This window comes from Shewanella sp. FDAARGOS_354 (genome assembly GCF_002209245.2).
Classification (GTDB): domain Bacteria; phylum Pseudomonadota; class Gammaproteobacteria; order Enterobacterales; family Shewanellaceae; genus Shewanella; species Shewanella xiamenensis.
Genome location: NZ_CP022089.2, coordinates 4,462,484 through 4,488,282, shown reverse-complemented (window position 1 = coordinate 4,488,282; position 25,799 = coordinate 4,462,484). Strand labels below are relative to the sequence as shown.

At 45.7% G+C, this 25,799-nt stretch carries 20 protein-coding genes, 1 tRNA gene and 2 pseudogenes; 11 read left to right on the top strand and 12 right to left on the bottom strand.

What is annotated here, in order from left to right; genetic code table 11:
- The first annotated feature begins 9 nt into the window (after nucleotides 1-9).
- On the top strand, nucleotides 10-1,698 hold the full coding sequence (locus CEQ32_RS20225; RefSeq protein WP_023268525.1) for an NAD-dependent malic enzyme: 1,689 nt from the start codon (nucleotides 10-12) through the stop codon (nucleotides 1,696-1,698).
- 66 nt (nucleotides 1,699-1,764) lie between these two features.
- Here the strand turns inward: CEQ32_RS20225 and CEQ32_RS20220 are convergent, their stop codons facing one another.
- Together CEQ32_RS20220 and CEQ32_RS20215 are read right to left on the bottom strand one after the other, a co-directional pair.
- On the bottom strand, nucleotides 1,765-2,199 hold the full coding sequence (locus CEQ32_RS20220; protein WP_037422197.1) for a DUF3069 domain-containing protein: 435 nt from the start codon (nucleotides 2,197-2,199) through the stop codon (nucleotides 1,765-1,767).
- A gap of 24 nt (nucleotides 2,200-2,223) precedes the next feature.
- Nucleotides 2,224-2,751: a phosphatase PAP2 family protein gene (locus tag CEQ32_RS20215; RefSeq protein WP_055647711.1), complete on the bottom strand. Its 528-nt coding sequence runs from the start codon at nucleotides 2,749-2,751 to the stop codon at nucleotides 2,224-2,226.
- Between the two features lie 114 nt (nucleotides 2,752-2,865).
- Here CEQ32_RS20215 and CEQ32_RS20210 point away from each other — a divergent pair, with 114 nt between their 5' ends.
- Nucleotides 2,866-4,806 (top strand): GGDEF domain-containing protein, encoded by a 1,941-nt coding sequence (locus CEQ32_RS20210; RefSeq protein ID WP_055647710.1) that lies wholly within the window; start codon nucleotides 2,866-2,868, stop codon nucleotides 4,804-4,806.
- Here the strand turns inward: CEQ32_RS20210 and CEQ32_RS20205 are convergent.
- Nucleotides 4,796-5,605, bottom strand: coding sequence for a substrate-binding periplasmic protein (locus tag CEQ32_RS20205; RefSeq protein ID WP_047539388.1), 810 nt, complete (start codon nucleotides 5,603-5,605; stop codon nucleotides 4,796-4,798). The genes CEQ32_RS20210 and CEQ32_RS20205 overlap by 11 nt on opposite strands.
- Nucleotides 5,606-5,768: 163 nt before the next feature.
- Here CEQ32_RS20205 and queG point away from each other — a divergent pair, with 163 nt between their 5' ends.
- Nucleotides 5,769-6,950, top strand: a complete 1,182-nt coding sequence (queG, locus tag CEQ32_RS20200) for a tRNA epoxyqueuosine(34) reductase QueG (protein WP_055647709.1) — start codon at nucleotides 5,769-5,771, stop codon at nucleotides 6,948-6,950.
- A 17-nt stretch (nucleotides 6,951-6,967) separates the two neighbouring features.
- On the opposite strand, the gene CEQ32_RS20195 is transcribed toward queG, so the two are convergent.
- Entirely contained in the window at nucleotides 6,968-7,747 is a 780-nt protein-coding gene (locus tag CEQ32_RS20195; RefSeq protein ID WP_047539382.1) for a TOBE domain-containing protein, read from the bottom strand.
- Between the two features lie 202 nt (nucleotides 7,748-7,949).
- On the opposite strand from CEQ32_RS20195, the gene modA reads away from it, so the two are divergent.
- The 3 genes from modA to modC are packed head-to-tail and all read left to right on the top strand — an operon-like array spanning nucleotide 7,950 to nucleotide 10,551.
- Nucleotides 7,950-8,735 carry a molybdate ABC transporter substrate-binding protein gene (gene modA, locus CEQ32_RS20190; protein ID WP_088586705.1) on the top strand — a complete coding sequence of 262 codons (786 nt, stop codon included), beginning with the start codon at nucleotides 7,950-7,952 and terminating at the stop codon, nucleotides 8,733-8,735.
- On the top strand, nucleotides 8,735-9,472 hold the full coding sequence (gene modB, locus CEQ32_RS20185; RefSeq protein ID WP_088586704.1) for a molybdate ABC transporter permease subunit: 738 nt from the start codon (nucleotides 8,735-8,737) through the stop codon (nucleotides 9,470-9,472). Before modA ends, modB begins: the two co-directional genes overlap by 1 nt.
- Nucleotides 9,466-10,551, top strand: a complete 1,086-nt coding sequence (gene modC / locus CEQ32_RS20180; protein WP_055647707.1) for a molybdenum ABC transporter ATP-binding protein ModC — start codon at nucleotides 9,466-9,468, stop codon at nucleotides 10,549-10,551. The genes modB and modC overlap by 7 nt, the downstream gene beginning before the upstream one ends.
- A 71-nt stretch (nucleotides 10,552-10,622) precedes the next feature.
- Here modC and CEQ32_RS20175 read toward each other — a convergent pair.
- Both CEQ32_RS20175 and CEQ32_RS20170 read right to left on the bottom strand, forming a co-directional pair.
- A tRNA-Leu gene (locus tag CEQ32_RS20175) sits at nucleotides 10,623-10,709 on the bottom strand.
- Between the two features lie 188 nt (nucleotides 10,710-10,897).
- Nucleotides 10,898-12,487: a bacteriohemerythrin gene (locus CEQ32_RS20170; RefSeq protein WP_055647706.1), complete on the bottom strand. Its 1,590-nt coding sequence runs from the start codon at nucleotides 12,485-12,487 to the stop codon at nucleotides 10,898-10,900.
- A 306-nt stretch (nucleotides 12,488-12,793) separates the two neighbouring features.
- On the opposite strand from CEQ32_RS20170, the gene CEQ32_RS20165 reads away from it, so the two are divergent.
- A complete protein-coding gene (locus tag CEQ32_RS20165) occupies nucleotides 12,794-12,925 on the top strand; it encodes a DUF3149 domain-containing protein (RefSeq protein WP_011715898.1) in 132 nt (43 codons plus the stop codon).
- Nucleotides 12,926-13,045: 120 nt separating this feature from the next.
- Here CEQ32_RS20165 and CEQ32_RS20160 read toward each other — a convergent pair whose 3' ends face one another.
- Nucleotides 13,046-13,657, bottom strand: a complete 612-nt coding sequence (locus CEQ32_RS20160) for a superinfection exclusion B family protein (RefSeq protein WP_047540754.1) — start codon at nucleotides 13,655-13,657, stop codon at nucleotides 13,046-13,048.
- A 169-nt stretch (nucleotides 13,658-13,826) separates the two neighbouring features.
- Here CEQ32_RS20160 and CEQ32_RS20155 point away from each other — a divergent pair.
- The 3 genes and pseudogenes from CEQ32_RS20155 to CEQ32_RS20145 form a co-directional block, all read left to right on the top strand.
- Nucleotides 13,827-14,960 (top strand): annotated as a pseudogene (locus CEQ32_RS20155) (histidine kinase); the annotation flags it as partial.
- A 105-nt stretch (nucleotides 14,961-15,065) separates the two neighbouring features.
- Nucleotides 15,066-16,274, top strand: coding sequence for an IS4-like element IS10A family transposase (locus tag CEQ32_RS20150; RefSeq protein WP_001206290.1), 1,209 nt, complete (start codon nucleotides 15,066-15,068; stop codon nucleotides 16,272-16,274).
- A 14-nt stretch (nucleotides 16,275-16,288) separates the two neighbouring features.
- A pseudogene (locus CEQ32_RS20145) lies at nucleotides 16,289-16,795 on the top strand (sensor histidine kinase); the annotation flags it as partial.
- 33 nt (nucleotides 16,796-16,828) lie between these two features.
- On the opposite strand, the gene tcdA reads toward CEQ32_RS20145, so the two are convergent.
- Nucleotides 16,829-17,632 carry a tRNA cyclic N6-threonylcarbamoyladenosine(37) synthase TcdA gene (tcdA, locus tag CEQ32_RS20140; RefSeq protein ID WP_047539345.1) on the bottom strand — a complete coding sequence of 268 codons (804 nt, stop codon included), beginning with the start codon at nucleotides 17,630-17,632 and terminating at the stop codon, nucleotides 16,829-16,831.
- 884 nt (nucleotides 17,633-18,516) lie between these two features.
- Here tcdA and CEQ32_RS20135 point away from each other — a divergent pair.
- On the top strand, nucleotides 18,517-19,587 hold the full coding sequence (locus tag CEQ32_RS20135; protein ID WP_088586701.1) for a porin: 1,071 nt from the start codon (nucleotides 18,517-18,519) through the stop codon (nucleotides 19,585-19,587).
- Nucleotides 19,588-19,783: 196 nt separating this feature from the next.
- Here CEQ32_RS20135 and parC read toward each other — a convergent pair whose 3' ends face one another.
- Genes parC through CEQ32_RS20115 form a run of 4 tightly spaced genes read right to left on the bottom strand, consistent with a single transcriptional unit; the run spans nucleotide 19,784 to nucleotide 25,799 of the window.
- Complete coding sequence (gene parC, locus CEQ32_RS20130; protein WP_088586700.1) at nucleotides 19,784-22,060, bottom strand: DNA topoisomerase IV subunit A; 2,277 nt, start codon at nucleotides 22,058-22,060, stop codon at nucleotides 19,784-19,786.
- Nucleotides 22,053-23,228 carry a PQQ-dependent sugar dehydrogenase gene (locus CEQ32_RS20125; RefSeq protein ID WP_088586699.1) on the bottom strand — a complete coding sequence of 392 codons (1,176 nt, stop codon included), beginning with the start codon at nucleotides 23,226-23,228 and terminating at the stop codon, nucleotides 22,053-22,055. The genes parC and CEQ32_RS20125 overlap by 8 nt, the downstream gene beginning before the upstream one ends.
- Before the next feature lie 52 nt (nucleotides 23,229-23,280).
- A complete protein-coding gene (parE, locus tag CEQ32_RS20120) occupies nucleotides 23,281-25,167 on the bottom strand; it encodes a DNA topoisomerase IV subunit B (protein ID WP_037422159.1) in 1,887 nt (628 codons plus the stop codon).
- 56 nt (nucleotides 25,168-25,223) lie between these two features.
- Nucleotides 25,224-25,799: a YqiA/YcfP family alpha/beta fold hydrolase gene (locus tag CEQ32_RS20115; protein WP_055647703.1), complete on the bottom strand. Its 576-nt coding sequence runs from the start codon at nucleotides 25,797-25,799 to the stop codon at nucleotides 25,224-25,226.

Genomic DNA, 25,799 nt, shown 5'->3' with positions numbered 1-25,799 from the left:
AGGTTACCCATGGACGATAATAAACGCCCCCTCTATCTTCCGTTTGCAGGACCTGCCATTCTTGAAGCGCCATTGATTAACAAGGGCAGTGCATTTTCTGAAGAAGAGCGTATTTTCTTTAACCTCGAAGGCTTAGTACCCTATGCCATTGAAACTATTGAAGAACAAGCATCGCGCGCCTACGATCAGTTCAGAAGTTTCAATAACGATCTCGATAAGCACATTTATCTGCGCAACATTCAAGACACCAACGAAACCCTGTTTTATCGTTTAGTGCAAAATCATATCAGCGAAATGATGCCAATTATCTACACCCCAACGGTAGGTTTGGCCTGTGAGCGCTTCTCGAAAAACTATCGCCGTAACCGTGGTCTGTTCATCTCTTACCCAAACAAAGACAGAATTGACGACATCCTCAATAACTCGACTCGCCAAAAAGTAAAAATCATCGTTGTGACCGACGGTGAGCGCATCTTAGGCTTAGGCGACCAGGGTATTGGCGGCATGGGGATCCCGATTGGTAAATTGTCACTCTATACCAGCTGTGGTGGGATCAGTCCCGCGTATACACTGCCAATAACCTTAGACGTAGGTACCGACAATCCACAGTTGCTGGAAGATCCTATGTACATGGGTTGGCGCCATCCGCGTATTGGTGGCGAAGAGTATGCCGAGTTTATCGAAGCCTTTATGCAAGCCGTGCATGTACGTTGGCCAGATACTCTGATCCAATTCGAAGATTTTGCCCAAAAGAATGCGATGCCAATCCTTGAGCGTTATAAGGATCGCTACTGCTGCTTTAACGATGACATTCAAGGCACCGCCGCTGTGACTGTGGGTTCATTACTCGCCGCCTGTAAAGCCGCGGGCACAGAGCTGAACAAACAACGAGTTGCCTTTTTAGGTGCGGGTAGCGCAGGCTGCGGTATTGCCGAAGCTATCGTTGCGCAAATGGTGTCTGAAGGGATCAGCGACGAGCAAGCCCGTAGCCAAGTCTGCATGGTTGACCGTTGGGGTCTGCTACTCGACAACATGCCTAACCTGTTGCCATTCCAACAAAAATTGGCCCAAAAATGTGCCGATATCAGCAACTGGAATAACTTCAGCGACAATATTTCACTGCTCGATGTGGTCAATAACGCTAAGCCAACGGTGCTGATTGGCGTATCGGGCGCACCGGGTTTGTTTACCGAAGAAATTGTTCGTGCCATGCATAGCCACTGCGAACGCCCAATTATCTTCCCACTGTCAAACCCCACCAGCCGTGTTGAAGCGACGCCAAAAGACATTCTGCACTGGACGTCTGGCCAAGCCTTAGTGGCAACGGGTAGCCCGTTCGAACCTGTGGTTGTTGATGGCGAGACCTATGAAATCGCGCAATGTAACAACAGCTTTATCTTCCCAGGCATTGGTTTAGGTGTACTCGCCTCGGGTGCCCGCCATGTCTCCGATGCGATGTTAATGGCATCGAGCCGCGCGCTCGCCGAATGCTCACCGTTAGCCATTAATGGCTCAGGGCCACTCCTGCCAAAGCTGGAAGATATTCACTCAGTGAGTAAGCATATTGCCTTCGCCGTCGGTAAAGTGGCGATTGAGCAAGGCTTATCCTTGCCTGCGAGTGATGAGCTGCTGATGCAATCTATCGAAGATAATTTCTGGAAGCCAGAGTACCGCCGTTATAAGCGTACTTCTTTCTAATTTCAGACATTATTCCAATAAAAAGCCCGTCAATCGACGGGCTTTTTATTAGGTCAAACTCACAGCTTAAGGCGCCATCACCTGTTTAAAGCTATTGAGCATAGAGCGATCGGTGCGGGCCTTTTTCAACTTACGCAGGCTTTCTTTGAGCGACTCATCGGCCAAACGGGTAAATATCCCATTGTATTCCTTCTCGTTAATCGCTTCGTCCGTATCCGCCTGCTCAGAAATCTCCTGTGCAACACGGCTGAGTTGCAACCAAGCATTAGCGATATAAAAACCATGGAATTCAGCCTGTGGCATTAAATTACGCGCACTGGCGGGTAACGCATCCCACGCTTGGCTAAATTTAGTTTCTCTGTCTTCTAACAGCTCGGCACATAAACCTTGATAGGCCGCTAATAGGCTCTCGGGCAATTTCGCCATAGGTAACACTTTATTGGCAACATTGTAAGAAATCCGCTCGGCGGTTTCGCGATACTCAACTGATACTTCAGCCATAATTTCTCTCTTAACTTAAGCGGCTTAAAATTGGCCGCTAATATACAAACCATAAACCCCATTGTGGGCTAAAGGTGTCACAGTGATCCCTTTATAGGGCTCAGTAAAATACCAACCCGCCAGTGCGCCAATGGCAGCGCCGGCGAGGACATCTTCTAAATAGTGCTTATCGCTCTCGACTCGGGTATAACCCACATAAGTCGCCGCAAGATACGCCGGCAGACCATATTGCCAGCCATAACGCTGCTGAATAAACGTGGCTGCCATAAAACTATCCGAGGTGTGCCCGGATGGGAAAGAATCATCACCACTGCCATCGGGTCTATCCTTATTGACACCCAGCTTAAGCCCTTCGACTATGACTCGGCTCGAGACTGCTGCTTTAAGTAATTGCCACGAGCCTTCATTCCCCTCTTCATAGAATAGGGTCGCGCCCAAAGCCGTCGCCGGCAGGAGTAAATGAACCACATCGCCCGAGGTCTCGATATCATCCGAGTTTGCCCAACTCGCTCCCGTGAACAGTAACAGTGCGGCACAGAGTAATTTTTTCAAGGGTTTTCCTTATTGGGTGAGATCCAAGGCGACGTTTATACCTTGATAGCGGAATGAATGCAAAAATTGCCAATACACAATGTAAACAATTAGTGAAAAACTTATGTTAGGATAATAGTTAGCTATCTGTTTCAAAGTGAACAGGAAATCTATCTCTTGCGATATTGCCGACGATTCTTTGCCATAGCACTACTCCTCTTCACAGGGCAAGCATACCTAGCTTTAGCTGAAGAGCCGCCACAGGTCGAACAAATATTCAAATTATTTGATAGCGGCGAGACAATGTCCCGTGAAGCCATCGAGAAAAATATTGCTTTACTAGAGCAGTACATCTCAAGTGATGATATAGAACGTATTGAAAAACTGAACCAAATCAAGTGCTGGAGCCAACCTTCAGATGATGAAGGCCAAATAACTAACGCGCTTAATTATGCCGAGCAAATGCTCTCACATATTCCATCTACCGCTTCGGCCCATTTTATTACCGATATAACCCTTTGCCATGCTTGGTTTTTACAGCTAAGTGGTGATATTAGCGGAGCTATGGAAGGTTATAATAAAGGCGTGAAAAGCGCATACGCGCATGAAGATATAAAACTCATTGCCGATGCCCGCAGTCTTCGTGGAGCACTACACTCCTATATTGGTGACTTTTCAGAGGCATTAGACGATCTTGTCACCGCCCAAGGGCTTTATGAATCATTAAATCTCACAGGCTGGGCCAATATAAACTTGACCGATATTGCCACCAGCTTTAGACGCTATGGCGACCCTGAAAGCGCAATAAAATACTATCAAAAACTCAAAGAGTTATATTTAAAAAATGGCAATATGGATCAAGTTGCTGGTGTAACTTCAGATATTGGACTCGCCCTAGATGAAATAGGGGAGCATGAGCAAGCAATAGAGAACTTTCGCTTTAGTTACCAATATTTTAAAGATCACAAGTACAAGCTTGTGGCTGCAATAAATGCAACGAATATAGCCTACAGTCTTATTCAATTAAACCGGCTACAGGAAGCGGAAAACTATTTAAAGGAGGCTGCACTCGACATTACAGAGAAAGAGCCCGGAGCTTATGGTTTTATGAAGCTTTTTATGGCAAAAATCCTTTATCAACAAGCTCTTTACCCAGAGGCGCTAACTGAACTAGCCTCAGCCGAAAATGCTTTTCGGACCATGCATAATGACCGTGGTCTTATTCAACTGTTACAACTCAAGAGTGATATCTATGCTGCGATGGGGGACTTACAGCAAGCCTACTATACTCTGCAGCAATTTGTTGATCTAACGAAGAAAGTTGATAACAACTCCACGGCTCACCAGACAACTGAATTAAAAGTAAAATTTGATACCAGTAGGATCGAGTCTGAAAACAAGCGATTGATTGATAATCAAAAATTAAAAGAGCAAGAATTAGCCTTGCTCGAAAAAAATAAGTCACTACAGCTTATCATTCTGCTGTTGACGGGCTGTATTTTGGGCATAGTATCGCTATTTGCCTATAAGCAAGTGCACAGAAACCGCCAACTACAAACCATCGCCTTAACCGATTATCTCACCCAATTGCCTAATCGCAGGCATATATACGCCCAAGCAGAGCAGTATTTTCAGCAAGCGCTTAAACAGCAAATGCCTTTTTCGATCATCATCTTCGATGCCGATCATTTTAAAAAAATCAACGATAACTTCGGCCACGAAATTGGCGACCAAGCACTTTTAACCATAGCCCAGGCCTGCAAAGAATTTGCCGCTGACTGCAATCAAATCGGCAGGATCGGCGGTGAGGAGTTTTTGATCTTATTACCCAATACCAGCGCTGAACGCGTTTGGGATCTGGCCCATGAATTACAAAGCTTAATCAGCCGTTACGGCACCATTAATTTACCGGAAGAGTTAAAACTGACTGTTAGTGCAGGAGTTGCCACCTTATGTCCAGAGACAAAGCCTCAAGATGAAAGCTTTGCCCGTTTACTGAAACGGGCAGATAGCGCGCTGTACGAAGCCAAAAATGCCGGAAGAAACTGTGTTAAAGCTGCGGAACTTACCTGCTAGCTGAATTATTTTTACGCCAAAAAATCTGATTTTCGAGGGGGGGCTGCAGTGCACCAAACCATTTTTGATAGACCTTTGCAAACTCCCCTGACTCTTTTAGCTTTTCTAACTCAACTTGCCAACGCTGCACAGTCTCGGCAGGTGTCCCCTTCGAGAAAGCAAGATAAAGATGGATTTCAGCGATAATATAAACAGGTTTAATAGCCGAGTCCTTCGCCCCAACATCTTCAAGTATATGCTTTACCGCCAGATCAGCCTGACACCAGAATCGTATCCGCGAAAACAACAGCTGTTTAGCCGATTGCTGTGGAAAACTTGCCACTAAGAGGGCATTAACTCCCTGCTGTTGCAACAGTTGTGCCCCCACAGACTCTCGATACACACCAACAATTCCCGCCGTATTCACATCCAACAAGTGATTGATGCTGATAGGATCGTCCGCTCTGGTGTAAAGAGTAATGTTACTAGTCGCGATGGGACCAATAAAATCAAAATTGGCTTCCCGCTCATCGCTAATAGATGTCGCAAACAGCAGCACATTTGCCGTTGTACTCGCGATCGAATACGCCCGCGCCCAAGGCAATACTTCAATCTTTTCTTGCTGTCCAAGGCGAGCTTGCAGCATATTCACCAGTTCCACCCCAAAACCAGTGGGTACACCATCTTGCTCAAAACTCATAGGCGGCCAAGCTTCTGTGACTAAACGCACTGGAGCCACTATCGCAAAGCTTAGCCCTGAATAACCTAAGCTCACACCTAATAACAATCGATAGCAGTACTTGGAGATGGCGGATAACATAGGCAAGACCAAAGGGGAAGTTTAATCTTAATCATAGATCTGATTTACGCACAGAAGAAAGTAACAATTGCTGTTTGGCTTAAATGCCCTAAACACTAAACTCGTCCGCAGCGGCTTAAAACTGCTATCATAGCGCCATCTTATTAAGTTCAACGCAGCTTCCATGTCAACCACAGCAACCTCTCCCGCCAATATTCCCGATGCAGCCACCCTATCCCGCCTCGCTTTACAAATTAAAAACTGGGGAAAGGCGCTCGGTTTTGCCCAAATAGGGATTTGTGACACCGATTTAACCGCGGAAGAAGCTAAGTTGGAAGCGTGGTTAGATAAAGGATATCAAGGAGAAATGGCCTACATGGCCACCCATGGCATGATGCGTGCCCGCCCCCACGAGTTGCACCCTGGCACAGTTCGAGTGATTTCTGCTCGGATGGATTATTTGCCGCCAGAGGCGGGGTTTGCCACTAACTTAGCCTCGCCGAATATGGGCTATATCTCGCGTTACGCAGGCGGTAGGGATTACCACAAACTTATCCGTGCCCGCTTAAAAAAGCTGGGCGATCAAATCAGTAGCGAGCTTGTCGCCTTGGGGTTTGATGCCGCCGACTTCAGGCCCTTTGTCGATTCGGCCCCAGTGCTAGAACGCCCACTCGCCGAAAAAGCTGGCATAGGTTGGACAGGTAAGCACTCACTTATCCTTAATCACGATGCTGGCAGTTGGTTCTTCCTCGGGGAATTACTGATCAACCTGCCCTTACCCGTAGACATTCCGATCCAAGAAGACTGCAACACCTGCGTGGCCTGCATCACCTCCTGCCCGACAGGCGCCATAGTCGAGCCTTATACCGTGGATGCACGGCGCTGTATTTCTTATCTCACAATCGAATTACAGGGTGCCATTCCCGAGGAGTTTCGCCCCTTAATGGGAAATCGCATTTACGGTTGTGACGATTGTCAGTTGGTGTGTCCGGTCAATCGCGAGGCGCCGCTGACTCAGGAGAGTGATTTCCATATTCGGCCTAAACTCAAGCAGCCTGAACTGCTCACCTTGTTTGCGTGGAGCGAAACCGAGTTTCTTAAACAGACCGAAGGCAGCGCCATTCGCCGTATTGGTCATCAGCGCTGGCTACGCAATATCGCCGTCGCCCTAGGCAATGCGCCGAGTTCGCCGCAAATCATCACTGCCCTTGAGCAACGTAAAGCCCAAGCAGATGTCGATAAAATGGTGAAAGAACATATCGATTGGGCCCTAGCACAGCAACATGCGGGCGGCTCACAAGCCAATAACCGTAAAACGGAGCGACTGGTTCGGGTCATTCAAAAAGGCCTACCAAGGGATGCCTAGCATCTTAGCTTAATGCCTTAATTCATACTGGCAACAATCACTTGTGTGGCATCAAAGCAGGCAAAGCATGGCTCGCCTACGTTGAGCGTTTGAATATCGGCCAGTGGCATCACCGAATAGATAATCTCTTTGCCACCAATTTCTATGGCTAGTTCAGCCTTATCGGCAAGTTCAGTCACACTCAGTAAGTGCCCACTGACACAATTTTGCCCAGCGCTCTGGCAGGCATCACGACTGGCCGTCACTGCGGGTGCCTTAAACAACAATAAAATCGATTGGTCCAAAGCTAACTGCAGACGCTCAAAACTGGCATGGGTCACTGAGATTTGGATCTGTTGCCCCCCCGCCAATGTCACCTTCAGGCTGTCATTCAAACCGAGTGGCTCAATGCTGTGGATACGCCCCGTTAATTGGTTGCGAGCACTGGTTTTAAGGGAGAAATGCGCCATCACATCTAACAAACTGTGCATATCGACCGAATCATCAAGCAACGCCGACAGCGCCATTTCCTGCACCTGCGAGGTGATGGAATACACCTTAAGTAAACGCTCACCAAACTCGGTAAGTTTGGCGCCACCACCGCCCTTACCACCCTTTTCACTGCTGACGACGGGCTCGGGCATAGTGGTGTTCATCTCGTTTATTGCATCCCACGCGGCCTTATAGCTGATCCCCGCCAACTTAGCGCCCTGGCTGATAGACCCAGTATTAGCCACTTGGCGCAACAAAGCTATCCGCCGAGGATTGGCGAAGGGTTTGTCCCCCAATGACAATGTCAATAGTGCGTGTAAGTCCATGTTCCTGCGCGCCTTAGCTTAAGTGAATGCTATTGTCCCCGATCAATCTTGAGATACCAATACGTTCGGTCGGAATTCTCCGCCGAGGTATTAGCGTTTTCGCCAATAAACCGAGCCGAGATCACTAATTTACGCATCGGGACTTGAACGATCGATATATAGATTGATATATAACGATCACTTTTTATCACGGAGGAACACCATGATCTCGCTCAAACACTTTTTGCGTTTTACCACAGCCTCAGTCGTTGGCTTAGCACTCAGTTGTAGCATCAGCTTTGCCGCAGACCAAGAACAAGTGACGGTTTTTGCCGCCGCATCCCTCACGAATGCGCTTAATGAGATTGGCCAGCAGTACGAAAAGGAACATCAAACGAAAGTGATTTTCTCCTTCGCCTCCTCCTCAACGCTCGCCAAACAAATCGCTAATGGTGCGCCCGCCGATCTGTTTATCTCCGCCAACCAAAAATGGATGGATTACCTCGTCGAGGCCAAGGCGGTCAATGCCAATAGCCGCATTACCCTGTTAAAAAATACCTTAGTGCTGATTGCCGAAAAGAATAGCCCAGTAGACCAAGTCACCCTAAACAGCGATTGGGATATTAAGGCCGCGGTCAATGGCAGCCGCTTAGCGGTGGGCGACCCAGATCATGTCCCAGCCGGACAATACGCCAAGCAAGCGCTTGAAAACCTGAATCTTTGGAAAACCGCCGAGCCACTGCTGGCGAGAGCAAACAATGTCCGCGCCGCTCTAGCATTGGTAGAACAGGGCGAAGCACCGCTTGGTATCGTGTACTCGACCGATGCCAAAGTCGCGCAAAAGATTAAAATTGTGGCAACCTTCCCCGCCACCAGCTATAGCCCGATTGAATATCCCAGCGCCTTAACAAAGCAGGAATCAACCGCCAGCGCTAAAGACTTTAATCAATACCTTCAAAGCTCAAGTGCAAAAGCAGTATTTGAAAAATATGGCTTTGGAGTGAACTAGTGCTGAGTGATGTTTTAGTAAGTGGCTCGCTGTTTAACGGGCCACTGCTCAGCGAATACGAAACCGCCGCGCTACTGCTGAGCCTCAAAGTCTCGGCGGTTGCCGTGCTCGCCAGTTTACCCTTAGGCATTTTATGCGCTTGGTTGCTAGCGCGCGTGGAGTTTCCCGGTAAGGCTATCTTCGACAGTCTCCTACATCTCCCACTGGTGTTACCGCCCGTGGTGGTGGGTTACCTGCTGCTCATCAGTATGGGGCGTCAGGGCGTAATCGGGCAGTGGCTCTATAACTGGTTTGGCATAAGTTTTAGCTTTAGCTGGCGAGGTGCGGCACTCGCCGCCGCAGTGGTCTCCTTTCCTCTGATGGTCAGAGCCATACGTCAATCCTTCGAAACCGTTGATATTCGCCTCGAACAGGCGGCGCGCACCTTGGGAAGCAGCCGCTGGCGGGTATTTTTGACCATTACCCTGCCACTCACCTCGCCCGGCATAGTCTCTGGGATGATCATCGCCTTTGCCCGCAGCCTAGGGGAATTTGGCTCGACAATTACCTTCGTCTCTAATATTCCCGGCGAAACTCGCACCATTCCGCTGGCCATGTATTCCTTTATCGAAACACCGGGAGCGGAATATCAGGCAATGCGCCTGTGTATCATCTCGATAGTAATAGCCCTGGCTTCTTTGCTCGCCTCCCAATGGCTCACGAAAAAAGCCCTCAAAAGAACGGCAAGTGTATGTTAAACATCAATATTGAAAAACAACTCGGCCAACTACAACTTAAGGTGAACACCCAGTTACCTTTACAGGGCGTCACCGCCGTATTCGGCCGCTCAGGAGCGGGCAAAACCTCCTTAGTGAATTTACTCGGCGGATTAACCACGCCAGACAAAGGCGAGATTAGCTTGGGCGATACACTATTGTTCAAGCATAAAACCGTTAATCTGCCCCCTGAAAAACGCCGAATTGGCTATGTCTTTCAAGAAGCGAGATTATTTCCCCATTACAGTGTGAAGGGCAATCTCACCTATGGAATGCGCTATAAAGCACCTGAATTGTTCGACAAAGTGGTCTCGCTACTGGGTATAGAAAAACTTTTAAGCCGCTATCCCAGCACACTGTCTGGCGGTGAAAAACAACGGGTCGCCATTGGCCGAGCCCTACTCATCTCGCCGCAAATGCTATTGATGGACGAGCCCTTAGCTTCCCTCGATTTACCCCGAAAACGCGAATTGCTGCCTTACCTACAAACCCTAGCGCAGGAATTGAAGCTACCCATCGTCTATGTGAGCCACAGCTTGGATGAAATCCTACAACTTGCCGACCATATGTTGGTGTTGCATCAAGGAAAAATGATCGCCCAAGGACCGCTAACACAGGTATGGAATAGTGAACAAATGCGCCCCTGGGTACCATTGCAGGAATTAAGTTCGCTGCTGAGCGCCAGAATCTCCGACAGACATCCTGATTATCCAATGACCAGACTGTTGATGGATGACGGCAATCAGCTCTGGGTCAGCGGCCAATTACCGCCCACCCATAAACAGTTAAAGGTGCGCATTCAAGCGAACCATGTTTCGGTTTGCACAGAGGAACCTAAAGGCTCGAGTATTCGTAATTTACTAAGAGGAAACATAAAAGAGCTCTACCCCAGCGATAATGGCGAGCAAATTCAGCTAAAAATTGCCCTTGGCAAAGAAGAACTGTGGGCCAATATCACCCCATGGGCTTGTGACGAGTTACAACTCGCTCCAGGAAAGGCTATCTATGCCCAAATCAAAGGCGTGACTATGACGCAAATGGATATTGCTGAGTCCCACTGAGTGGAATATTTAGCGCAAAATTCAGACACAAAAAAACCGACTCTAGGTCGGTTTTAATCCCTTTGAAGGGATGGTACCAGAGGACGGACTCGAACCGTCACGCTTTTAAGGGCGGCGGATTTTGAATCCGCTGTGTCTACCGATTTCACCACTCTGGCATCAAGATTTAGAGCTAACAAAAACAACTAGCTGGCTCTAAGTGCTGGGAATTATACCTTTGCCTTTGACAATGGCAAGCCCTTTTGAAAGGCTGGGTGGCAAATTAGTTTTAACCGCTCAAAAATCAGTCTTATATAGGATTAAAGCCCTACATAGCTCGATAAGAAGACATTTATCACGCCTGATTCTACTCAGCTCCGTGGGAAAGCAAAAATTGCGCGTATTCCCTGTCACTTTTTTGTATATGGTTAACTAACCAGGATTTTAAAAATGCCATAAGTTCATCGGCAACATCTTCACCTCTCGCTACCCGCTTCTGGAAATCCAGCACCTGACCGACAAGTTGAGCATGCTTTTCTTTATGTCCAGCTGTTTGAGGATAACCAAAGCGTGCAAACAGTTCTTCTTCATAGGAAAAATGATTCGCGGTGTAATCCACAAGTCCTTGAACAATCCGTTTAATCGCTTCGAGGCCATAGGCTTCGCTTAAGGTACGGTGCAATTCGTTAACAAGAGAGACTAAGCGTTGATGCTGGCGGTTAATCTCCGGCATACCGATATCAAGTTCTGGCCCCCATTTTACAAATAGTTGGCTTTGGGCTTGATTAGAGGTAAATAGCTGCTTATCCACATGGAAACGATGTAGCAGTGAACCAATCTCCTGAGACATATTATAAACCTTAAGACTAGATAGATTGGTTAGATTAGTATGATGTGCATTTTTCAACGCTAATTCAGTCATCGCGTTGATATTTTTGTTAATTTCCTCTGCAACTGCATGCTGCTCTTCCGATGCAGTGGCAATTTGATGAGACATATCCGTAATGCTTTCAACGTGAGTGACAATTTCACCCAAAGATTGATGCGCTTTCTCTACCATCAAGGCGGTTTCATCGGCGATAGTGACGTTTTTTAACATCACTTCAACCCCTTGTTGAGCGCCCTTTTGTAATGCGGTTATCTGCTGTTGAATTTCGGCGGTCGCCTCTGAGGTACGTTTTGCCAAATTACGGACTTCATCGGCAACAACCGCAAATCCACGGCCATGCTCACCCGCTCGGGCACTCTCAATCGCCGCATTAAGAGCCAATAAGTTGGTTTGTTCGGCCACTTGCGAGATAGTCTCAATAATGCTGCTAATGCTATTCGTATCGGCGGCAAGGTGTTCAATCACTGCTTTTGTTTGGTGAATTTGCGAAGTCATATCGCTGATTTTATTGACAATAGCGCCCATGACTTCATCACCATGTTTAGCTGAAGTCTGCGCAATATCAGCGGCTTGCGCGGTATTAGCCGCATTGTGTGACACTTCTTGTACGGTTGAAACCATCTGGGTCATGGCCGTTGCCGCAAGCTCGGTTTGACGTTCTTGCTCCAAAACGCCTTGTTTTGCCTGCTCACTAATCGTCTTTATGTCGGTGGCGACCTTCTTCATCCATTCGCTGGTATCAACTAGAGATAGAATAGTACGACTCACATCTTCGCCCATGCGATTGATGCTGTGAACGACAGTGTGAAACACTCCCGCATCTTTCTCATCAAGCTGGTAACTCAAATCACCGTCACCCAAGTGATGAGCCGCACGCTCGAGGTGCCTCAGATTACGGATAAGTTTGTTAATGTTAAAAAATAGAATAAGGGCAAGTGCGATTAAACATAAGGTTGCAACCCAATGCGCGCTACTAAGCAAACAATAAAGGGGATATAAAAGTAAGACCATAGGAGCGAAAATAATACCATATCCCATAGTGCCCTTTTTAACAGTGGTGCTAGCCATTTTTGGCTCCTTCAAAAATGCAGTCTAACTTCAATCAATGCTAAAACGGATTAGCAAATACCTTGTTCTTGGTATCACTTAATAGTTACTACTCTTAAGACTAGTCCCGAATGAAGTAAGAAACAAAGCCCAAAAGATTGAGTTTGATAAAATTTCATCACCCGCTAAATTTGAAGTAGATCACAGGGTTAATCTTTGGTTACAAGATTGTTTTAGGACGTCGATTTTTTATTGATCAGGATCAGTATTTGCTGACAGTAAGAGCGCTAGTGTATGGATGACTTCACAAGAAAGAGGATTTCAATCATGGCATTTTGGTTAGATTTAATGTTCGGTAACCCAATTGGTTTACTTTCAATGATCGTTATCTTTAGCACTATAGGGATAATTTCTTATATCACTTGGATGTTTATCGTGAAGTCAGCGCAACAATCGTAGTTTTTGCTTCCAAATTGTTATTCTGTTCATTGTAGCTTGTAAAAATTGCACGTTGTTATGGGGGTTCCATTAACCCCCATTTTTTATGCCTGTAATTTCGCGTTAGAGCCAACGCTACACTTAAGCTGCGTGTTTACGGTTTTGTACTAAGCCATTGAGAAACTGCGGGCGCGCTTTAATCAGATGTTGCATTTCTTCTTCACTTGGTTCCCCTGCAGGTAAACGTAAAACGCCCCGATTTAAGTAGATACGTGCTTTCATCGAAATTTTATAGTCTGCTGTGGGCCCTTGGATTGCGTAATGACGTTCATTACCTAAACATTCGAGGATACAGGCACTGAGCAAACTTTTGACCGCGGGTTCGTTTTGCGGCAATGTCAAAATAGTGGCTCCTTGCAAAAAGAATTCTCGTAATAATGCTCGCTCTGCACGATCCAGCAAATTAACTTTTGCTTCAATGGTCTCGGTGATGCGCTTATCACTTAAATGACGAATCGACTCATCTAATCCCAAGTTCAATAACTGAGTTAAAAAATACGCGATCGAGATAATAAGTCCAAGCCCGACAAAATGTGCGTGCTCGGGTACAAACTTATCCAGTGCCAGCAAAGTAAGAATATTTGACGGCATCGCCAATAAAACTGCACAACTCACCATTAGCCACAGCATAACCCGAAACATTACCTTCTTAGGGTTAAACAACTTCACTGAATCGAATTTGAGTTTAATCATAGTGTTATCCCAGTGACAAAAAATTGAACTTAGCCAAGACCAAGCAAGTTTGATGCCATTGCTTTATTCAATATTGAGGGATTTTTCACTGGGATAACATGCGAAATTTTTTAAGCTTGAGTCTATGCTTATAAGCATCCAACTTGCTATCAGATAAAGATTATTTAAGATGCTGACATTCTTCAGTCAATTTATAAAAAGCCCGATTGGTAGGCACCTCACCTTGTCAATTGTGCTATTCAGCTCCTTAATCACACTAATGACGACAGCCTACCAACTCATTAGCGATTATCGTGGCGATGTTAGTCGGATTGATCGGGTATTTTCTAATATCGAGAAAGCTAACCTGGATGTATTAGCCGCAAGTATTTGGGTAATAGATGAAAGACTGATTAACACCCAACTAAATGGTCTCATCCAACTACCTGATATTAACTACATTTCAATCAAAGATGATAGTGGTCAATCGTGGAACGGAGGAACCCCAAAACCAACTCATACTTTAAATAAAATCTTTCCTCTGGTGTATAAATCACCGACCGACAATATCAACGTTGGTACTTTAGAAGTACAAGTAGACATGGATGCCATTTATGACCGCCTTTACGATAAAGCCATCCTTATTTTACTCTCCAATGGCATAAAAACCTTCTTAGTCGCTGGATTTATTCTATTTTTAGTCTGGTACAACATCACTAAACATCTCGATAAACTCAGTAAATACTGCAAACGGATTAACTTAGACGCGGACTTCGAACCCCTTCAATTTGAACGTAAGGAGAAAATCGATGAGTTTAAACAAGTTGCTGATGCGATTAACAGCATGCAAGGGCAACTTCGCAGCTCATTTGAAGCACTGAAAAGTTCTAAAGCAGAGTTACAAACAGCATTAGAAGATAGAGAGCGTTTACTGAAACTCGAACGTAGTTATAAGGAAGAACTAGCAAGACAAGTTAAAGAGCGAACCCAAGAGTTAGAGCAATCCTTAGCCGCTCTAAAGCGCGCACAGCAGGTGTTAGTTGAACAGGAAAAAATGGCCGCCTTAGGAGGATTAGTGTCTGGTGTGGCGCACGAAATTAATACCCCCATTGGTATTTGCTTAACGGCGGCCAGCGCACAATTAAATCATATAGAAGAACTCATTGAGCTTATCCATAGTGAGCACGCGACACTCGACGAAATCAATGCGATTTTGGACGAGTATCAACAAAGCTGTGAGCTTATAGTTCGTAATATCACCAAAGCCAGCAGCCTAATTCAAAAATTCAAGACTATTGCTATCGACCGCAGCCACGAAGAGCACTGAAGAATCCCCTGATGATTTACAAATAAATCATCAAATTAGGGTGGAAGCGCATCTTGTTGCATGATCAAATGGTTTCGCTAAAAACTACACTTGGACAACAAGATGCGCGAAGCCAATATCCTACAACATTCTTTACACCAATACTGCCCAGAACTTCACCTAAAACGATTAAACAGCTTGATGCTGGCCTCTAAGGCACTGATTGAATGTAAGACACTGACCTTGACTGAGTTAGGTCGAAATTTACCAACCACGGCCCGAACCAAGCACAACATCAAGCGCATTGATCGTTTGCTCGGCAACACGCATCTGCATCAAGAACGGTTAGCTGTCTACCAATGGCATGCCAGCCTCATCTGTTCTGGTAACCCTATGCCGATTGTGCTCGTCGATTGGTCAGACATCCGAGAGCATAAACGCATCATGGCTCTGCGCGCCTCAATAGCCTTCAATGGCCGCTCTATTACCCTGTATGAGAAGTCCTATCCCCTATCAGAACAATGCTCTAAGGCCTCCCACAACGGTTTTTTAGCGGACTTAGCCAAGATTTTACCTTTGCATGTTACCCCTCTCATCGTGACTGACGCGGGGTTCAAAGTGCCTTGGTACAAAGAGGTTGAGGCGCATGGTTGGTTTTGGCTAAGCCGTATTCGCGGTACAGTTCAATTTGCAGATATTGGCGCTGAAAATTGGCGTGCAGTTCGCAGTACACATGACTTGGCCAACGGTCAAGCGAAGAGCCTGGGTTGTAAGACTTTGACCAAAACTAACCCTATCAATTGCCATCTCACGCTTTATCGTAGCAAACCTAAGGGGCGTACAAATCAGCGTTCAACGAGGACTAATTGCCACCATCCATCGGCAAAAACGTACTCAACATCGGCGAAAGAGCCTTGGGTGTTAGCCAGCAATTTACCACCAGAATCTCGGAGCCCAAAGCAGCTGGTAAACCTGTACGCCAAACGTATGCAAATAGAGGAAACCTTTCGTGACCTCAAAAGCCCGGCATACGGCTTTGGCTTACGCCAAAGTCGTACCAACAGTCCAGAGCGATTCGACATCATCCTACTGATAGCGTTGATGGTTCAATGCCTGTTGTGGCTAGTTGGTTTACACGCACAGCAACAGGGCTGGGATAAGCATTTTCAGGCCAATACCATTGGGCATCGAACGGTACTCTCAACGATTCGCTTGGGATTGGAGGTACTCAGGCGGCCTGATTATCAAATCACTGAGAAAGAATTGCTGGCGGCCTGGGTATTATTCGCCAATCAGTTGCTCAAATATGGCTATGCTATGGCTGATTTATGAGGGGATCCTTCAGCGAAGAGCATCAGTGCATCAATCTGCAAAGGCAGCTTAAAGAGATTTTAGCGTCTAGCTTGATAATGCATCCTAAACTCAACGCAAAAACCGACCTACAAGTCGATCCCAACTTAAATATTCAAACTAATGTGAGCCTATTAAACCAAATCGTCAGTAATATATTGTCCAACGCTTATACCCATGCATTTCAAGACCGAGAAGATAATCAGATACAAATCTCCGCCAGTATTGAGCAGGGCTTTGTGAATATCAGCATCCAAAATAATGGCGTCGCAATCCCCCCCGAAGTCGCTGAACATATGTTCGAGCCTTTCTTTACCACCAATAGAAGTAAAGGCGGCACGGGATTAGGTTTATCCGCTGCCTTTAATGCAGTCACCTTGTTAAAAGGTTCAATGAGCTATCAAGCAGACTCTTCACTTGGCGGCGCGCAATTTAACATTCGCATTCCTCTTAACCAATGCGATGCGCCTAAGATAACCACTCACCACGAGTTCACTATTTGAAAATATTTAGAACAATAAAACATACAAATTGGATTATTCGTTAGCTAATTGTGCCAACCGAGAAAGGACACGGCTCGCCGCCACAAATCCAAAAGTACCAGTGACCATAGTCACAGCACCAAACCCCGAAGCACAATCCATCCGCATGCTACCATCGGCGGTGGCTTTAGTACTACAAACCGAGCCATCAGCTTGAGGGTAAACGAGCTGTTCACTAGAAAAAACGGCATCCACAGCAAAACGACGTTGTACATTTTTGGAGAAGTTATATTCACGGCGGAGAATATTACGCACTTTTGCAAGCAACGGATCTTGATAGGTCTTAGCCAAATCAGTCAGTTGGATCTGTGTTGGATCAACTTGCCCACCAGCACCACCTACGGTCACTATCTTGATTTTTTGACGTTTGCACCAAGCAATAAGCGCTGCTTTTTGTTTAACCGCATCAATACAATCAACAACATAATCAATATTGCCGCCTGACTGAGAACCTAGTAAATAGTCACCCAGATTGTCGACCGTAATAAAATCTTCTACTTCATTGACTTGGCAATCAGGATTAATCTCGCGGATCCGTTTGGCCATAACTGCAACCTTAGAATCGCCAATAGTTGAGGTAAGCGCATGAATTTGACGGTTAGTATTGGTCACGCAGATATCATCTAAATCAATTAAGGTAATTTGACCAATACCACTCCTTGCCAATGCCTCAGCCGCCCAAGTGCCCACACCACCAATACCAATTACCACGACATGAGATGCTGCAAATTTCGCAAGCGCTTTTTGCCCGTACAAGCGGCCTATGCCACCAAAGCGATTTTGATAGGCTTCAGTCATCAATACTTACCTTATTTATATCTAGCGAACCCGGCCGCAACGAGAATGAGGAGAAACACTTACCAACGCAGCATAATGCATGAAAAATGCGCCGAAGATTCTAAACGATTTAAGCCAAAAACCGAAATCAAACTCAACCCATGAGCTAAAAGATGCAGCTAGATATTAAATTAAACCACTCGGCTTTCCTAAGGCACTGAGCAGACATGTTTGCACGAATGCAAATGTAAGCGCTAAACCCACGTTGATTGACGGCTTTACTCGTCAATAATCATTTCTCGTATCGCAAGCACAAGCTTGCCAGAACGAATAAAATTCACACTCAAAACGTCAATACGTCCTAATACTATGGTCTAGGATGATGGCTATCGCATTGAACTAATGCTTATGCTAGCTGAGTTAATACAATATCTAAATAATAGATCATCAACAACAATTAAATTTTTGATTTTAAACACATTTAACAACATCTTCTCAGGTGTTTTGTTGCTAAAAAGTAACTTTACTTGTTTTTTTTATTGTACTCGGTACCCAATAACACCAACTCACGCGTATATGACAAACTTGCGACAACATTAGTATATGCTACAGTTAGGCCCGCCGGTCTGTATATGCTACGGCACTTCGCATACCTCTTTAGTAGTATGCCAAAAATACAGTTTTATCTCTTACACGCCGATTTTCGGTCAAGTGATAGGGAAATGTCCTAAAAAACCCCGAATACAGGCAAGGAGAGCTAAAAACTTGATCTATGACACAGCCTGCAAGGCATAAAACTGTAAAAATCGGCGGCAACTTTGTTACTTATTTCTGTAACAAACGTGTTAAACCACACAAAAACCATGAAAAATGGATAAGAACTTAGGTTCGAGGGAGCACAAAACATGAAAAAGACATTCATCTCTGCATCAGTTGCATCAGTATTAGCGCTGGCTTCATTCGGTGCGCTAGCCGAAGGCCCAAGCTTCTATGGTCGTTTAGAGCTTGCATTAACTAATACTGAAACAGGTGCAACTCTACAATCAGGCACCAATGGTGTTGACACAGCAAACTATGCTGATGAAAACAATGCTGGTACCTATTTAGAAAATAACTTCTCACTGTTAGGTGTTAAAGGTACTGAGAAAATCGCTGATGGCTATGATGTTGTTTATCAAATGGAATTCCAAGTTGAAAACACTTCTGGCTCAGGTGATGTGTTCAAAGCTCGTAACACTTTCCTCGGTTTAAAAACTAATGCAGGTACTGTATTAGTAGGTCGTAATGACACTGTATTTAAGCAAGCAGAAGGTAACGTAGACGTATTTGGTAACACCAACGCCGATATCGACCGTTTAGTCAGCGCACAAACTCGTAGCGCAGATGGTGTATGGTACTACTCACCAAAAATCGCTGATTTAGTGACCTTAAACGCCACTTACCTGTTCGATGATAACGACACTACTGCAAAAACCACCGAAAGCTTATACGCTCTGAGTGCAACTCTGGGTGATAGCAAGTTCAAAGATCAAAACTACTATTTAGCAGTTGCCTATAACAAAGGTATTGCGGGTGTTGATGCATACCGTGGTGTAGCACAAGTTAAATTTGGCGATTTCAAAGTGGGTGGTTTATTCCAAAACTCTGAAAGCGTAACTGATAGCTCAGTAGATGGTAACACTTACTTTGTTAACGTTGTTTACACTTTAAACGGTGTTAACCTGAAAGCCGAATACGGCTTTGATGAAACGGGCTTTGGTAACTACTACAAAAACGTTACCACTGGTACAAACCTGTTAAAAGGTGAAGACATCAGCGTACAAAACTTCAACGTGGGTGCTGACTACCGTTTCTCTAAATCAACTATGGTATACGGTCAATACGCAATGTACCGTGGTGACCATGTCGTAGCAGGTAACAAAGTAGACCTACAAGACGACAACGTATTCTCTGTTGGTGTACGTTACGACTTCTAATATCCTTATTACGGATATTCGCTAATAAAAACCTACCGCAAGCGGTAGGTTTTTTTATGCCTTGTATTTAAGAAAAGTGACTCTGTAGCGCATAACTCTGAGAATAAAAAAGCCACCCCAGTGAAACTTGAGTGGCTTTGATTAACGGTTTTGATAACTTGTGCTGGCTACCTCTTACGCAGCCTCAAATTCACAGTTAAATGCTAGGCAAGACCTCAGCACCTTCGCCTAATTCCACACTATCAACACGCTGTAATCCACGTGGTAATTTTGCCCCACGACGTCCGCGCTCACCGCGATAATGCTCTAAATCACTTGGTTTAAGTGTGAGTTTGCGCTTACCCGCCCACAAGGTAACTGGAGTATCTGCTGGCACAAGTTGTAAATGTGTCATTAACTCTTCACGGTTTTTAGCGCGCTCGCTTGGAATACCGATAATCTTATTACCTTTACCCTTAGATAATTGCGGCAATGCTTCCAATGAAAACAGTAGCATACGACCTTCATTGGTGATGGCAAGGATAGACATCTCTCGATTACGATCAATCGGTTTGGGTGATAAAGACTTGGCATTCGTCGGTAAACTCAATAGCGCTTTACCCGCCTTATTACGAGACACCATGTCATTGAAAGTACAAATAAAGCCATAACCTGCATCGGTTGCTAAGAGGAAGCATTGCTCGTCTTCCCCCAAAATAACATGCTGCATGGTCTCACCAGATGCCATATTAAAGCGCGTAGTAATGGGCTCACCTTGGGTACGAGCCGATGGCAGACTATGACTATCGGTGGCAAAGGCGCGACCGGATGAGTCAATAAACACAGCCACCTGATTACTACGCCCGATGGCACTACAGAGATATTGATCGCCCGCCTTATAGGATAAAGACTCGGCATCAATATCATGGCCCTTAGCACAACGCACCCAACCTTTTTCTGATAACACCACAGTCACAGGTTCACTCGGGGTAAGCTCTTGCTCTGTTAAGGCGCGGGACTCATGGCGTTCTACAATAGGAGAGCGGCGATCATCGCCATAGGTCTCACCATCTTGGATTAATTCTTTCTTAATTAAGGTTTTTAAACGGCGCTCAGAACCTAATAATTGCTCTAACTTTTCACGTTCAGCTTCCAGTTCGTCCTGCTCAGCTTTGATCTTAAATTCTTCTAACTTAGCTAAATGGCGTAATTTTAACTCGAGGATGGCCTCAGCCTGCTTGTCTGTCAGGTTAAAACGCGCCATCAACTCCGCTTTGGGCTCATCATGAAAACGAATGATCTCAATGACTTCATCAATATTGAGAAAAGCGATCATTAACGCTTCAAGGATATGTAAACGCGCCAACACTTTATCTAAACGATATTCGAGGCGACGTCTTACGGTATCGACACGAAACTCAAGCCATTCGGTGAGTAAGTCTTTTAGGCCCTTAACTCTTGGACGACCATCCAGGCCCAGTACGTTAAGGTTTACCCTAAAACTTTTCTCAAGATCGGTGGTCGCAAACAAGTGCGCCATCAGTTGATCGCAATCGACGCGATTTGAGCGCGGTACAATCACTAAGCGAACGGGATTTTCATGGTCAGACTCATCACGCAAGTCAGCAACCATAGGCAATTTTTTCGCCTGCATTTGAGCAGCAATCTGCTCTAAAATCTTACCACTACCCGCCTGATGTGGTAGCGCGGTGATCACTATTTCACCGGCTTCGACAGTATAAACCGCACGGGCTTTTAAGGAGCCACGCCCGGTTTCATAGATTTTGGCAATATCGGCAGACGGGGTGATGATCTCAGCTTCTGTAGGATAATCAGGCCCTGGCACATAGGCCATCAACTGCGCAAGGTCGAGTTTGGGATCGTCCAAAAGCGCAACGCAGGCATTCACTAACTCTCTGGCATTATGTGGCGGTATATCTGTCGCCATGCCCACCGCAATACCAGTGATCCCGTTCAGCAAAATATGGGGTAAACGTGCAGGCAGCACTTTGGGCTCTTTTAACGTGCCATCGAAGTTTGCCCCCCAGTCAACCGTACCTTGTCCCTGCTCAGATAATAACAGCTCAGAAAACTTCGACAGGCGCGCCTCGGTATAACGCATTGCTGCAAATGACTTAGGATCGTCTGGTGCCCCCCAGTTTCCTTGACCATCTACGAGTGGATAACGATAGGAAAATGGCTGCGCCATCAGCACCATCGCCTCATAACAGGCACTATCGCCATGGGGATGGTACTTACCTAATACGTCACCCACTGTACGAGCTGATTTTTTATGCTTTGATTGAGCCGATAAACCAAGCTCGCTCATAGCATAAATAATCCGTCGTTGTACGGGTTTAAGGCCATCACCAATATGGGGTAAGGCTCGGTCCATAATGACGTACATGGAATAATTCAGATAAGCTTCTTCGGTAAAGCGCCGCAATGGCATCTGCTCTACGCCATCCAAGCTTAACTTGATTGCGTCACTCATTTTCTTCTAGTTCCTGTGGTTCTTCAGTATTATCGCCATCCCTATAGAACAGTCGATACAGGTTACCTTTCAAATCATCCGAGATGTACATGGCCCCATCTTCACCGGACAATAATCCATAGGGGCGGGCGACAGGAAACTCACCGTCGAGAAAACTCACTACGGTTTCGCGACTGACCACCTGTTGATTCTCAAGCTTCAACATGACGATTTGATAACCGACTTTGCTTGAACGGTTCCAAGAACCATTTTCAGCAACAAACAATTGGTTATGATAGATTTCTGGGAATTGCTTACCACGGTAAAATGCCAGTCCCGTTGGTGCAACGTGTGCAGGCAGTTCGTATATCGGTACAGAAATTTTTAAATTTTTTGGCTTTTCATAGGCAGGTTCGACCACGGATGATGCGTGTAAATACGGAAAGCCATAATGGCTGCCCGCCACATCGATGCGGTTAATCTCATCGGGGGGTAAGTTATCGCCCATCCAATCGCGTCCTTGATCGGCAAACCACAATTTGCCGTCTTGAGGAGACCAGTCAAAACCTGTCACATCGCGAATACCTGACGCAATTTGCTCACTGGCGCCGGTATCCACATTAATCGCAATAATACTGCTATAGGGCGCGCTCGCTTCACACACGTTGCAAGGTGCACCGATAGAGACATAGAGCCTGCCATCAGGACCAAAATTCATCGCTCGAGCACTTTTCTTATCAGAATCTGGTAAATCGCTATAAATCTCTTTAGGACGACTTGGACGGCGTAAGCGCTGCTCGATATCAATAAAGCGGACAATTCGGTTTTCAGTTGCCACAAACAGATCACCATTATGGAACGCGATCGCATCGGGAGACTCTAACCCCTTGGCGATGACATAACGCTTGTCTACACGACCATCTTGGTTACTATCAACAAGTGCATGCACTGTGCCACTCTTATTGGAGCCGACAAATAAGGTGCCATTTGCCCCCATCGCAATCTGTTTGGCATCCCCAAGATCGGAAGCATAGAGCGATAAACCAAATCCCTTTGAGACGGTAATCATGATCGACTGAGACCCTGCAATCGCCGTCTGGATCGGTAACAAAGCCAGACTCACCAGTAGGGTCCAATAGGCAGAGAACACCTTTAAACATTTATAATTATTCGTTTTAATATACAACATGGTAATTTTCTTTATGCCTAAGTGTTATTGTTATCGGCAATAGTGCACAACATTAAAGTACCGCCATGTCACCCTTATCTTCGAGCCAGTTTTTACGATCGGGTGAACGCTTCTTAGCTAACAGCATATCCATAAGAGAATCAGTTTCTTCCGCATCATCAATAGTTAACTGCACTAAACGGCGAGTATTAGGGTCCATTGTCGTTTCACGCAATTGCAGTGGATTCATTTCACCCAGACCTTTAAAGCGTGTTACTTGAACTTTACCTTTTTTATTCTCAGCGCTGATACGATCGAGAATACCTTCTTTTTCAGCCTCATCTAAAGCGTAATAAACATCTTTACCTATATCGATACGGAACAGTGGCGGCATGGCGATATAAACATGCCCCTGCTCAACCAACACTCGGTAATGTTTCAGAAACAGTGCACAGAGTAAAGTCGCAATATGCAATCCATCGGAATCGGCGTCGGCGAGAATACAAATCTTGCCATATCTTAACTCGGAGATATCGTTGCTGTCGGGATCACAACCAATTGCCACCGAAATATCATGTACTTCCTGCGACGCTAATACCTGAGATGCATCCACTTCCCACGTATTTAAGATTTTACCACGTAGCGGCATAATAGCTTGAAACTCACGGTCTCTAGCCTGTTTAGCACTGCCTCCCGCAGAATCCCCTTCCACAAGGAAGAGTTCGCCGCGCATTGGATCTTGGCCACTACAATCGGTCAATTTACCCGGTAATGCGGGACCTGATGTGACTTTTTTACGGGCGACTTTTTTCGCTGCTTTTAAGCGTTTTTGCGCGTTATTAATACACATTTCAGCCAATGACTCGGCTAATTCGGTATTCGAATTTAACCAAAGCGAAAATGCATCACGCACGATACCTGAAACAAAGGCTGAGCTTTGACGGCTCGAAAGCTTCTCTTTTGTCTGTCCCGCAAACTGCGGGTCTTGCATTTTCACTGACAGAATGAAGGCTGCGCGATCCCAAATATCCTCAGGAGAGAGCTTAATCCCGCGGGGGATGAGATTACGAAACTCACAAAACTCACGCATCGACTCCAACAAACCTTGGCGAAAGCCATTCACATGGGTGCCACCCAATGGCGTTGGGATCAAGTTGACATAACTTTCGTTAATCGACTCCCCGCCCTCTGGCAACCAGGTAATAGCCCAATCTGCCGCCTCAATTTGTCCCTTAAAACTACCGATAAAAGGCTCTTCCGGCAGCATGATATTATCGCCTACCGCCGTCTTAAGATAATCGGTTAAGCCACTCTCGTAGTACCACTCATGCACTTCGTTAGTGTGCTTATTAGTGAATTTAATTCTAAGACCGGGGCACAATACTGCTTTGGCACGCAGTAAATAAATAAGTTTGGAATTGGAGAAATTCGCCGAATCAAAATAACTCGCATCAGGCCAAAAATGTACTCGAGTACCGGTATTGCGCCGACCGCAGGTACCACTGACTCGTAGTTCTTCGACTTTAAAGCCATTTTCGAAAGCCATATCATACACTTGGCCATCTCGGCGCACAGTGACTTCAACTCTGCGAGACAGGGCGTTAACGACTGAAATCCCTACACCATGCAAACCACCAGAGAATTGATAATTTTTATTTGAAAATTTACCGCCAGCATGGAGTTTAGTCAGGATCAGCTCGACCCCTGGAATACCTTCTTCGGGATGAATATCCACTGGCATACCACGACCATCGTCAGTGACTTCCAGCGAGTTATCTGTGTGGAGCACTACTTCAATTTTAGTGGCATGGCCAGCTAAGGCTTCATCGACACTGTTATCTATGACCTCTTGGCCTAAATGGTTAGGTCGGCTGGTATCGGTATACATACCTGGACGGCGTTTAACTGGGTCGAGTCCGTTAAGAACTTCAATGGCGTCAGAGGTGTATTGATTAGTCATAGTGTACGCTATAGGTTGTTATATCCGGCCATGTTGCGGCTGTGGATGACGATTTGTCAAGGTAAGTGTAAAAATTGGCTTACAGTTTGCAGATATCGCTCATAACCCACAAAACTGTGATCACCACCGGATTCAATCCGTAATTGGCAATGATGATATTTATGTAGCGCTTCGCGATAATCCAGCACTTCATCGCCCGTTTGCAATAGTACCAAAAAACGATCGGGATTGCGGATAACAGCCGTATTAAATTCAGCCACTTCCTGCTTATGCTCTGGTAATACCTGATAATGCTCTTCGGTATAAGGGTTAAATTGCGGCCCCATAAATTCATCAAACAGTTCAAAGGGTTTTACTGCCGGATTCACCAACACGGCTCGGCCACCATAATGCTCAGCCAAGTAACTGGCAAAATAACCCCCTAAGGACGAGCCAATATAGTTAAGCGGCTCACCCGCTTGCAAAGCCTCCTCTACATAGCGCTGTAGTAAGGCCATCGCAGCTTTGGGTGTATTGGGTAACTGTGGCTGATGAAAAGTGAGGGACGGGTGATGCTCGGCCATATATTGTGCCGTCATCACCGCTTTATCAGAGAAAGGAGAACTGTTGAATCCGTGAATATAGAGCAGCAT